Origin of the sequence: Arthrobacter sp. H5, assembly GCF_000520595.1 — a bacterium.
In the GTDB taxonomy this organism is placed as follows: Bacteria; Actinomycetota; Actinomycetes; order Actinomycetales; family Micrococcaceae; genus Arthrobacter_D.
The window spans coordinates 24,174-35,096 of record NZ_KI915019.1 but is presented as its reverse complement, the minus strand read 5'-3'; the positions used below and the strand labels follow the sequence as shown (position 1 = coordinate 35,096).

Sequence of the window (10,923 nt, the reverse complement as noted above, 5' to 3'; positions counted from 1 at the left end):
CCGCCGTATCCGGGTTGCCCTGCAGAATGCCCTCCTGGTACATGAGGAACACGGGTGAAGTTGACGCGCCGTCGGGCCCGCCGCCGCCGGTCAGCAGGTACGGCTCGGTGAACAGATTGGCGCCGGTAATCGTCGCGAGGATGGTCACCAGGACGCTGGCAGACCGCACGCCGGGAACGGTGATGTTCCAGAACTGCCGGAATTTGCCCGCACCGTCCACCGACGCGGACTCGTAGAGTTCCTCCGGAATGTTCTGTAGTGCGGCGAGGTAGAGCAGGATGAAGAATCCCAGCTGCTTCCAGGTCACATAGAGGGCAACTGTCGGCATGGCCAGCGTGGAATTAACAAGCCAGGACGGGTCCGGTGCAAACTGGCCGAGCAATGAATTGACGAGCCCGTTCTGACTGAACAAAAACAGCCAGACTCCGATCACGGCCACGCTCGCGGTCACATACGGAACGTAGTAACTGACCCGGAAGAAGGTGCGGAGCCTGGTGACCCGGTTGAGGGCATTGGCAAGGATCAGCGAAAGCCCCACCGTGAGCGGCACGTTGATGATCAGGAAGACACCGATGTTGACGAACGACCGTCCCACGTCAGGATCGGTGAGAACCTGGATGTAGTTCTGCAGTCCTACGAAGGGCCGTTCAACAGCAACGCCGGGAGCGGTAAAGAAGAAGTCGTGGAAGGAGATGTATACGGCGTAGCCCAGGGGGTACGCGAGCACCGCGAAAATGAAAAGAACGTACGGTGCACTGAACGCCAGGCCAAGCGGCTGCCGTCCCAGAAGTCTCTTGCGCCGGCGGGAGGCGGGATCCGGGGTGGGGCCCGGATCCCGCGGCGTACCGACGGTGGTTGAGGTAGTCACCGTCTAACCTGCCTACTCCTGAGTAGCGAGGGAGTTGATCTCTTCCGCAGCGGTGTCGAAAGCGTCGTCAATGGTCTCGTTGCCGAAGATCACCGATGCGCCCCAGGCGTCGCGGAACGTCTGCCAGATTTCGACCGAGTTCGGAACGTTGGGAACCTCGACTGCGCGTTCTGCCTGGTCTGCGAACTCCACGTAGGCGGGGTTTGCCTCGAAGTACTCCGGGTACGCCCCGGTAAGGTCCTGGCGGATGGGCATCTGTCCGGTTGCCTCCAGCAGCGCGCCGTCCTGCTCTTCGCTCGTTGCGAACTTCATGACCTCCCAGGCGGTCTGCTTGTTATCGCAGGCAGAGTAAATGGCCATGTTCTTCGCATCGGAGAACGTGGAGGTTTCCGCGCCTTCCTCAAGGCCGGGAACCGGTGCGGTGCCCCAGTTCACCTGATCGCCGTAAACCGGGATGGCCCACGGGCCGGAGATGGCGATGGCTGCCTTCTTGTCCACGAAGGAATCGCCAGTGTAGGCCTCCTTCGAGGACAGCCCCTCCTCGTAAATGGTGGCCCACATATCGGCGACCGCGAGTCCTTCTTCGGACGTGAACGTTGCCTCGCCATCCTCAACCAGTTGCGTTCCCCCGGTTGCCGCAGCGTAGAACGGGTAGAAATCGAACCAGGACTGGAAGAATTCCCCAGCCGGCGACGGCCACATGGCGTACTCGGCTGCACCGGACTCAACCAGCGTGCGCGACGTCTCCAACAGTTCATCCTGAGTGCCGAGCGGCGGATCCTCCGGATCCAGTCCTGCCTCCTCGAACATGTCCTTGTTGTAGTACAGGACAACGGGGTTGGACTTCCACGGCAGCTGGTAATACTGGCCGTCCTCGGACTTGTACTGCTCGGCAACGTCGCCGCTGCGCTCTTCGACGTACGCCGCGCCGTCCTCGAACGTGTCGAGCGGCACGAGGCCACCCATCTGCTGGAACTGCGGCACGGCAACGGGCGCGGTGTTCATGACGATGCACGGTGCATTGCCCGCGGTGATGGCTGCGGCGATGACTTCCTCGGAACTGGTGCCGGCGGGGATCTCCTGCGCGGTGATTTCCTGGTCCGGGTTCGCGGCATTCCATTCCTCAACCATTGCTTCACCCCAGGCCACCTCCTGCTGGTTGTTTGAGTACCAGACGGTGATGGGGCCGCTGGTAAGTTCACCGGCGTCGGGGGCTCCGGTGTCGCCTCCGCAGGCCGCCAGGCCCAGCCCCATGACGGCCGTCGCTGCGACAGCCAGGGCGCGGTTGGTGGTTTTTCGCCTCATTGCGTTTCTCCTTATTCGAGGGCCTTGCCGGCCCACTTGATTGTTCGACGGCGGCGCACGGGTTCGTTGTGCCAGCCAGTCCTTATTTACTTGGGTTGGCGGGTGACTTCATTTACTTGGGTTGGCGGGTGGCTTCGCGGTTGAACCGCGGATGATCAACTGGGGAGCGGGCAGGATGACGTCGTCGCCGTCGTGCTTGCCGCCAAGCTGATTGAGCAGTACCTGCGCGGCCGTGCTGCCCCAGAGCAGCGGGTCGCTGCCGATGCTGGTAAGCGCCGGATTCAGGTACTGGGCAAATTCGGTGTTGTCGTAGCCGGTGACGGAAATGTCATCCGGGATGCTCAGCCCCTGTTGCTGCAGGTAGGACTGGCCGGCGGTGGCCATGATGTCATTGGCGTACACAATAGCGGTTGGCTTCCTGTCCATGTCGATGAGCCTGGCCGTTGCGTCGGTCCCCTGCTGCGCACCGAAGTCCGCTTCGATGAACAGCTCCGCCTCCAGTCCACTGCGTTCAAGCGTGTCTGCCCAGGCGTCGCGCCGGCTACGGCTGTGGACATAGTGCTGCGGACCACCCACGTGGGCAATGCGGGTGTGGCCAAGGTCAATGAGGTGCTGGACGGCATTGCTGATCCCCTCGGTGTCGTCCATGCAGACGGCCGGGAACGGCGACGGCGTGCTGGGTCTGTTGAGGGTGACGGCCGGGAGCCCGAGTTCGAGGAGGAGCGGGATCCGCGAGTCTTCCGCGCGCATGTCGCTGAGGATAACGCCGTCCACCCTGCCCTCATGGACCAGACGCCGATAGCTCGCTTCCTCGGCACCCTGCCGGGCTGCCACAGTGAGCACCAGTGAAAAGCCCTGGTCCGCAAGCGTCGTTTCGATTCCCGCAATGAAGGACGGAAAGAAGGGGTCGGTGCCGAGCAGCTTGGGGTTTCGTGCGACAACCAGGCCAAGTGCGTAGGCCTTGGAGGATGACAGCGACCGCGCGCGGAGGCTCGGAGTCCACCCAAGGTCCTTTGCAGTGCTGAGAATGCGGCGGCGGGTTTCGTCGCTGACGCCCGTCTGTCCGTTCAGTGCGTAGGAGACGGCACCTTTACTGACGCCGGCCGCACGGGCTACGTCGCTGATGGTCACCGCCATTGGATCTCCTGTAATCTTCAGTGACCTGCATCACTGAACCGGTTCAGTAACTCTTACTAAACCGGTTCAGTAGCACCTTGTCAACCCCTTTCCGCTCGACGGCGGACCGTATCCTGCACTTTCTGCCGCCGTCACCTCTAGTGATCCGCCAGTCTGAGCGGCAAAGGGGAAACGACACGCAGTTTGTGGTCCAGAAAGTGCAGGATTCGGTACGGGATAGCATTCGAGCATGGAACTGATCAGTGGCTGGTGGGAACGGATTCTTGTCGGCTTCATCCGCGCCATCCCGCCCGAAGTCGGCCTGACTGAGCTCGCGATAATCCTCGCCTTTGCTGCTGCGTTGTCCATTCCCCGTGCTACCTGGCGGTATTTCGGCCTGTTCACCACGGTGGTTCACGAGCTTGGTCACGCCTTTGCGGCGGTCATGACCGGCCGCAGGCTCACCGGCATCAGGCTCAATCTTGACCATTCGGGCACGACGACGTCGCTTGGCCAACGTGGGTGGCGCACCGTGTGGTCCGGGTTCTGGGGCTACCCTGTGCCTGCAGTCACCGGCGCGGCGCTGGTGTGGGCGGGGTTCAACGGGTGGGGCCCTGCAGCGATGTCCCTCGGGGCGCTCATCCTGGTGGCTGCGCTGCTGTTTATCCGCAACGGCACGGGACTGCTGATCATTCTGGGCGCGGCTGCGGTGGCCATGGCGATTGTGCTCGCCGTTCCGGCGGAATTCACGGGACACGTGGTAATTGCACTGGGCGCCGCACTGCTGGTGGGATCCGTCCGCGACCTGGTCAAGGTCGCGACCGTGCACATCCGGCGCAGGCGGGAACTGCACAGCTCCGATGCCAACATTCTCTACCGCGCCACGGGCGTACCGTCGGCGGTCTGGTTGTTCCTCTTCACCGTGGTCATTGCCGGTTCCTGGCTGTTGGCGTGGCTGTCTGCCACGCCCACGCTATAACGGCCGGCTACTCCTCGCCGAGCGGGCCCTCCGGCTCGGTGATGAAGCCCTGCTCCACCATGAAGTCGAAGGCCACGTCGGCCGGTTCCTCACCCTCGACATCCACCTGCAGGTTCATTTCCCGCAGCGCCTCATCGGTAAGAGTGGGTGCGATCTGGCTGAAGACCTCTTCCAGTTCGGGGCTTTCCTCGAGGGTTTCAGTGAAGTACACGGGAGCGGCGTTGTAGGCGGGAAAGAAATTCTGGTCATCTTCCAGGACGGTCAGGTCCAGGGCGTCAATGCGCCCGTCCGTGGAAAAAACCTCACCGAAGTTGCAATCGCCGTTGTCCGTTGCCGAGTACACGGCGCCGGTGTCGTAGATGCCAATGTTGTCATCCGGCACACCATCCGCGGCGCCCCGTTCCATCCCGTAGTGCGCCAGCATGGGGTTCATACCATCGGGCCGGGAATTGAACTCGGCTTCGATGCAGAAGGTCCTCTCCTCCACGGGCAGTTCGGCAATTTCGGAGATGGTACTGATGCCGCCAAGCTCCTCGACCGCTTCGCTTCTCACCGCCATGGCGTAGGTGTTGTTCAGCGGAGCGGGCTCACCCCAGGTGAGGCCATTGGCCAGATCCGCTTCATAGACGGCCTGCCACTGCTCCTCCTGATCGGGGATTCCTTCGGGCTTGCCAAGGTAGGTAAGCCACGCGGTTCCCGTGTACTCCCACGTGATGTCGGCCTGCCCGGCTAGCATCAACTCGCGAACCGGCTGGCTTCCCGGCACATTGGTCAGATCAGTCACCTCGAATCCCGCCGCCTGTGCCGCCAGTACGGAGATCTTCCCCAGGATGAGCTGCTCGGTGAAGTTCTTCGACGTGACAGTCAGCGGCGCACCGTCAACTACCTCGGTGATCGACCCGGGTCCCGTTGCAGGCACATAGGACGTGGCAGGCTGCAGCCCGCAGCCGGTTGCCAACAGACCTGCGGAGAGCACGACGGCGGCGGCCGCGGCCTTGCGCGCGCGCAAACCCGGGTGTGTGGTGTGGTTCAACATCTTAGAGTCCCTTCGGCCGGGCAATATGCTCCACAACACGCCCGAGCAGGTCGATAAGCAGTGCCAACAGCGCCACCAGGATTGATCCCGCGATCAGCACATTGGTCAGGCTCAGGTTGACGCCGGTGGTGATGAGGATGCCGAGGCCGCCACCGTTGATGAACGTGGCCAGGGCAGCAGTGCCCACCAGCAGCACCAGTGCCGTGCGGATTCCGGCCAGCATCACCGGCACAGCGAGCGGCAGTTCCACCTTAAACAGGACCGCGGCGGCGCTCATTCCCATCCCCCGGCCCGCTTCCACCAGACGGGCGTCGACCTGGGTGATGCCCACCATGGTGTTTCGAAGCACCGGCAGCACGGCGTAGAGCACCAAAGCGGTGATGGCGGCGTTGAATCCGAAGCCCAGCCAGAACGCCAGCAACACAATCAGTCCGATGGCCGGTGCCGCCTGACCGACGTTGGCGATGGCAAGCACCGGCCCGGTGAGCTTCTTGAACGGCTTGCGGGTGAGCAGGATTCCCAGCGGAACGGCGATCACCAGGACGATCACCGCGGCAAGACCCGTCAGAGACAGATGCTCAAAGGTGTAGCCAATCAGGGAGCCCGGGGCGAGGGTGGTGAGCTCGGTATCGGAGAGGTTGGCGGTCAGCAGCCAGATCACCAGGGCCGCGAAGACCACGAGGATGCCTGCGAACTGCAGGATCAATGGGCGCCACGACGGGCCGGACAAGTCTGTCTGCGCCGCGGGAGCCGCGGCGCCGGGAGCAGTGGAAGCCTGCGCGGTGCTACTCACCCGGGCGCTCCCCCACACTCGATGCCACACCAGAAGTCACGGGCGGCCCATCCACGGTGTCCAGCGTTCCGGTGTTGACGCCCACCGGCCTCCCGTGCGAGTGCGCCGTCATGGCATGTTTATGCGCCCGGGTGATGGCGTCCATGACTGTTTCCACGTCGATCACACCGAGGAATGTGTCACGGGTTCCTGTCACCAGTGCAGCCCCCGCGCTAGTGACCAGCATCGTGTCGAGCGCGTCATTAAGGGTTGCCCTGTCGCCCACCACCGGGAGCTTCGCGTCGACGTCGTCGTTCACTGAATCCAGCTTCGAAAGTTGACGCCGGGTCAGCCATTGGATGGGCCGTTGCCGTCCGTCCACCACAACCGCGTGGTCATGGCCAGCCTCGTCGAGCCGGGACAGTACATCACTGCCCAGATCGCCGATCTCAGCAACGACAGCGTCAGCCAGGTCAACCTCGTTGACCCGTGTAAGGGTCAACTGCTTCAGCCCCGCCCCAGAGCCAATGAAGTCCTCGACAAAGTCGTTGGCGGGATCGGCCAGGATGCGCTCGGGGGTGTCGTACTGCACCAGCTGGGCACCTTCCGTGAAGATCGCAATCCAGTCGCCAAGCTTCACGGCCTCATCGAAGTCGTGGGTGACACAGACAATGGTCTTCTGCAGTTCTTCCTGAATGTTGAGCAGTTCGTCCTGGAGTCGCTGCCGCGTGATGGGGTCCACCGCGCCGAAGGGCTCATCCATGAGCAGGACCGGCGGATCCGCCGCGAGCGCGCGGGCAACTCCAACGCGCTGCTGCTGCCCCCCTGAAAGCTCCTTGGGGAACCGGTCGCGGTACATGGCCGGATCCAGGGACACCAGTTCCAGCAGCTCATCCACCCGGGCCGCGATCTTGTCCTTGCTCCAGCCAAGCATCTTGGGCACGATGCCGATGTTGGTGGCGACGGTCATGTGCGGGAAGAGTCCGCCGGCCTGAATGACGTAACCGATGCGGCGCCGAAGGGCGTCACCGTCAATGTCTGTGACGTCATCATCGTCGAGCACTATCCGACCTTCAGTGGGCTCGATCAGCCGGTTGATCATCTTCAATGTGGTGGTCTTGCCGCAGCCGGAGGGGCCAACCAGCATGATGATCTTGCCGGCCGGGATTTCCATGGTGAGGCCGTCAACGGCGGGCTTGTCCTGGCCGGGGTAACGCTTGGTTACCTTGTCGAGGAGGATGCTGGCGCCGGTGATGGCAGTTGATTGGGTTGTTTCAGACACGGATACCTCGCGGGGTTGTGATGCGGCCAAGGCCTATGAGCAAAAGGTCAAGAATCAGGGCAAGAATAATGACGGCGATGACGCCGGTGGCTACGGATTCCAGGGAGTTGGCGCCGCCCAGCCTGGACAGGCCGGAGAAGATGAAGCCACCAAGGCCCGGACCAAGCGCATAGGCAGTGATGGCGGCGATGCCCATCACCATCTGCGCCGATACACGGATGCCTGCAAGGATCACCGGCCAGGCCATCGGCAGTTCCACCTGAACCAGCGTGCGGAAACGGCTCATGCCAATGCCTCGCGCCGACTCGACCACCGACCGCTCAATTCCGGTCAATCCCACCACTGCATTGCGCAGGATGGGCAAGGCGGCAAAAAACGTCACCACGATGACGGCGGGAACAACGCCGAATCCGAAGGGTGCGATCAGCAGGCCGATCAACGCGAACGATGGAATGGTGAGCCCCACGGCTGAGACGCTGTTGGCCAGGGAGGTAAGGGCGCCGCTGCGATAGACCAGCGCTGCAATTCCGACGGCGATCACGGTTGCGAGGATGAGGCACTGGACCACAAGGCTGAAGTGCTGCCAACTTGAGAACAGGATTTGGCTAAACCTGTCTCCAAAGAAATCCAACACTTTTGACCTTCTTCACTTCGGTTACGTATGCAGGCACACCGGGTTCCCGGCAAAAATAATGGCCTCCGCAGGGGACACCGGCTTCCACCTTAGCCACACCGAGATAAAGGAACCGTCACAGGGAGGTCACGGTTGGCTTTCGGTTCAAGTGGCCCATATCACATTTTTTCAGCGTGAGGTTCCACGGCCTGGGCGCGTCTCAGGAGTGAAGGCGCCAACCCGGCGCTTGACCAAACCCCAAGGAATGATGACCTTGTCAGCACAGACCCAGTCCGGAAAGCCAACCGCAGCCACGAGTCCCGCAAGCACTGAAATCGATCACGCGCAGGGCAATGACGGCCGGGGTACAACGGCCGTCGCAGATAATGTTGTAGCGAAAATCGCGGGCATTGCGGTGCGCGACATTCCCGGTGTCTTCGCTTTGGGCGGTGGCGCGGCCCACGCACTGGGATCCCTCCGCGACGTGGTGGGCCAAAAGGATCTCACCCAGGGCGTCAGCGTGGAGGTGGGCCAGACCCAGGTGGCGGTCGACGTCACCTGGTGGTCGAGTACCCGCACGACTTGAAGCAGGTTGCCGGGCAGGTTCGCGACGCCATTTACACCGCGGTCGAGGAATTGGTGGGAATGGAGGTCACTGAAGTTAATGTGACCATCACGGATATTCATATCGCGGGCGATGATGAGAACGACGCCGGTACCAGCAACACGGAATCGCGCGTCGCATGAGTCCCACCGTTTCCGGGGTAGCCGCAGGGGCAGTCCTGTCCATCTCCGCCCTGGCGTTTGGCTTCTGGGGATTCATCCTCGTTGCCCTGTTCATGGCGGTGGGTGCGGTGATTGGGCGCGTGGCCGACGGCAGGCTCGACGTCGCAGACGTGGTTGACGCACTCCGCGGACGCCGATCATCCTCATGAAAACCGCCACGTCATCACGGAACGGCCGGACCCGCGTCACAAAGGCAGCGCTGACCCATACGGTGCAGGCGGTCGCGGCCGACGCGTTCGACATCCCGAGGAACCGGGTGAGCACCGCCATAGAGGACCGTAACGGGTTGCTGGGTATCTCGGTTGAGGTTCCTGCAATCGTGCACACACTGGGCGGGGCTGGTAACCGCACCGGCGGTTCTCTCTTCGAAAGAGCCGACCTGGCGCGCGCACGCATCCACGAGCAGGCCGGACGGCTGACGGGTTCGGAGCTGCGCGCTATCGAGATAGCGCTAACAGGCATCCACACGCTTTCACGCGCACGAACCACCCTTATGACGGATTTGGAGGACTGGCGATGAACTCCGCGAGCACCGATGCAGGATGCGGCCACGGGCTGGACGAACTGGACGAGTTCCGGCGGTCCGGCGCATCTCCCCACAGAGCGCACGGTGACGATGCGCCTGGCAGTACTGTCCGAAGCCATTGCCCCGAACGTTGCGCGGCGGGTCGCCGCGGCAGTGCTCGCTGCGGAACCGGCGGTCGGTTCGGTGTCCGTTCAGGTGTGCGCGATTGTCGAGTCGCCTTTCGCCTAGCGCTCCCGCCCGCCTAGCGCTGCCGCGCGCCTAGCGCTGCCGCGCGCCTAGCGCTGCCGTGGCTGCGGACGTAGGCTCGACAGTGACCACGACGGGCTAACCGAAAGGACTTTCCCATGGGTTTCAGACTGAGCCACGTCCCGCTGCGATTGACCACTGGCGCAATGATCCTCAATTCAGGCTGGGGGAAGCGCGAGCTGGACAAGGACACGTCCGCTTACCTGCAGCAGATGGCCGCAAAGGCTTTCCCGCAGGTCAAGGAGTTTGAGCCGGAGAAGTTTGGAAAGATGCTGAGCGCGGTGGAAACCGGCCTGGGCGTGGCGCTCCTGGCCCCATTTGTGCCCAGCCGTCTGGCCGGCCTTGGGCTGGCCGCGTTCTCCGGGGGCATGATGGCCATGTATTTCCGCACTCCAGAGTGGACCGAATCCGACGGCGTCCGCCCAACCGCTGAGGGGACCCCTTTCGCGAAGGACATCTGGATGTTCGGTATCGCGCTGGCCCTGATCCTTGATCGGAAGCATTAGATCCTGCACTCCTGCCCCATGAACTACTCGTTGGAGTGGGCATAAGTGGACATGCCCACCGGAACGGTTACTTCAGCGGGCAGGATGACGTTTCCCGGAGGTCACAGCCGCCCGATTCTCTCGATGTCCTCACGGAAATCCTGCGCGACGTCGGCCGACACCGTGGTGCGCGTTCCGGCAATCGCGTCCAGGTAGTCCGCAGTGGTCGGACCGCCGGTTGCGCGGGCCGCGCCGCCGTCGTCGTCGTCGTCGTCGTCGTGCGTTTCATAGACTGCCTTCTCCAGCGCACGCTGCGACGCTTTGCGCGCCGCGAACTCGAGATCAGCTGGAGAGAAGCCATCCGTTTCGGCAACCAACAGGCCCAGGTCAACGTCCGCGGCCACCTCGGCCGGTATGTAACGCTGCCAGATGGCGTGGCGAGCGGCTTCGTCAGGCAATCCAATCGGAATGACGTAGTCAAACCTCCCGTGCCGAAGAAACGCCGTATCCAGGGACCGGATAAAGTTCGTGGCACACACCAGCAGCCGGCCGGGCTGCTCACGGAACGCCGGGATGATCTTCAGCAGCTCGTTGGTCACGCCCTGCAGCGGCGACGGCGGTTCGCCCTGGCGTTGGGACGCAATCTCCTCCACCTCGTCAATGAAAACCACTGCATGTTCCAGTTCAGAGATCTCAAGGAAGGTCTCCCGCAAGGCACCGGCCAGACCCTTCGAATCCGACGCCAACCGGGACGGAAACACCTCCACAAACGGCCATTCCAGGCGTGAGGCAATGGCCTTGGCGAACGTGGTCTTGCCTGTTCCCGGAGGACCAAAGAGTACAACGGCGCGCGGCGGCACCACACCGTAGCGCTCGGCAAGGTCCGGGTTGCCCAGCGGCAGGACAAGC

Annotated in this window: 13 protein-coding genes and 1 pseudogene; 6 read left to right on the top strand and 8 right to left on the bottom strand. The window is 62.9% G+C overall.

Annotated elements, in window-relative coordinates:
- The 3 genes from Y708_RS26130 to Y708_RS0117905 form a co-directional block, all read right to left on the bottom strand.
- The coding region (locus tag Y708_RS26130) for a carbohydrate ABC transporter permease (RefSeq protein ID WP_253905879.1) at positions 1 to 787 on the bottom strand (787 nt) is incomplete at its 3' end.
- Positions 788 to 880: 93 nt separating this feature from the next.
- Positions 881 to 2,173, bottom strand: a complete 1,293-nt coding sequence (locus Y708_RS0117910; protein WP_028280986.1) for an extracellular solute-binding protein — start codon at positions 2,171 to 2,173, stop codon at positions 881 to 883.
- 108 nt (positions 2,174 to 2,281) lie between these two features.
- Positions 2,282 to 3,310 (bottom strand): LacI family DNA-binding transcriptional regulator, encoded by a 1,029-nt coding sequence (locus tag Y708_RS0117905; RefSeq protein WP_028280985.1) that lies wholly within the window; start codon positions 3,308 to 3,310, stop codon positions 2,282 to 2,284.
- A gap of 229 nt (positions 3,311 to 3,539) precedes the next feature.
- On the opposite strand from Y708_RS0117905, the gene Y708_RS0117900 reads away from it, so the two are divergent.
- A complete protein-coding gene (locus Y708_RS0117900; protein WP_035776766.1) occupies positions 3,540 to 4,268 on the top strand; it encodes a M50 family metallopeptidase in 729 nt (242 codons plus the stop codon).
- A 7-nt stretch (positions 4,269 to 4,275) separates the two neighbouring features.
- Here Y708_RS0117900 and Y708_RS0117895 read toward each other — a convergent pair whose 3' ends face one another.
- The 4 genes from Y708_RS0117895 to Y708_RS0117880 form a co-directional block, all read right to left on the bottom strand.
- Positions 4,276 to 5,304, bottom strand: coding sequence for a glycine betaine ABC transporter substrate-binding protein (locus Y708_RS0117895; protein ID WP_035776765.1), 1,029 nt, complete (start codon positions 5,302 to 5,304; stop codon positions 4,276 to 4,278).
- Position 5,305: 1 nt separating this feature from the next.
- A complete protein-coding gene (locus Y708_RS0117890; protein ID WP_253905878.1) occupies positions 5,306 to 6,004 on the bottom strand; it encodes an ABC transporter permease in 699 nt (232 codons plus the stop codon).
- Positions 6,005 to 6,089: 85 nt separating this feature from the next.
- Positions 6,090 to 7,358, bottom strand: a complete 1,269-nt coding sequence (locus Y708_RS26125) for an ATP-binding cassette domain-containing protein (protein WP_035776764.1) — start codon at positions 7,356 to 7,358, stop codon at positions 6,090 to 6,092.
- Positions 7,351 to 7,992, bottom strand: coding sequence for an ABC transporter permease (locus tag Y708_RS0117880; RefSeq protein ID WP_028280981.1), 642 nt, complete (start codon positions 7,990 to 7,992; stop codon positions 7,351 to 7,353). The genes Y708_RS26125 and Y708_RS0117880 overlap by 8 nt, the downstream gene beginning before the upstream one ends.
- Before the next feature lie 247 nt (positions 7,993 to 8,239).
- On the opposite strand from Y708_RS0117880, the pseudogene Y708_RS26120 reads away from it, so the two are divergent.
- The 5 genes and pseudogenes from Y708_RS26120 (at position 8,240) to Y708_RS0117855 (ending at position 10,035) form a co-directional block, all read left to right on the top strand.
- A pseudogene (locus Y708_RS26120) lies at positions 8,240 to 8,718 on the top strand (Asp23/Gls24 family envelope stress response protein).
- A complete protein-coding gene (locus Y708_RS0117870) occupies positions 8,715 to 8,906 on the top strand; it encodes a DUF2273 domain-containing protein (protein ID WP_028280980.1) in 192 nt (63 codons plus the stop codon). The pseudogene Y708_RS26120 and the gene Y708_RS0117870 overlap by 4 nt, the downstream one beginning before the upstream one ends.
- Complete coding sequence (locus tag Y708_RS26115; RefSeq protein WP_051479142.1) at positions 8,903 to 9,277, top strand: hypothetical protein; 375 nt, start codon at positions 8,903 to 8,905, stop codon at positions 9,275 to 9,277. The genes Y708_RS0117870 and Y708_RS26115 overlap by 4 nt, the downstream gene beginning before the upstream one ends.
- 96 nt (positions 9,278 to 9,373) lie before the next feature.
- On the top strand, positions 9,374 to 9,511 hold the full coding sequence (locus Y708_RS29385; protein ID WP_155853925.1) for a hypothetical protein: 138 nt from the start codon (positions 9,374 to 9,376) through the stop codon (positions 9,509 to 9,511).
- A 116-nt stretch (positions 9,512 to 9,627) separates the two neighbouring features.
- The gene (locus Y708_RS0117855) at positions 9,628 to 10,035 is read left to right on the top strand and encodes a membrane protein (RefSeq protein ID WP_028280978.1); all 408 of its coding nucleotides are present in this window, start codon (positions 9,628 to 9,630) and stop codon (positions 10,033 to 10,035) included.
- A 101-nt stretch (positions 10,036 to 10,136) separates the two neighbouring features.
- Here Y708_RS0117855 and Y708_RS26110 read toward each other — a convergent pair.
- Positions 10,137 to 10,923: ATP-binding protein (locus Y708_RS26110; RefSeq protein WP_035776763.1), on the bottom strand; the 787-nt coding region annotated here is incomplete at its 5' end.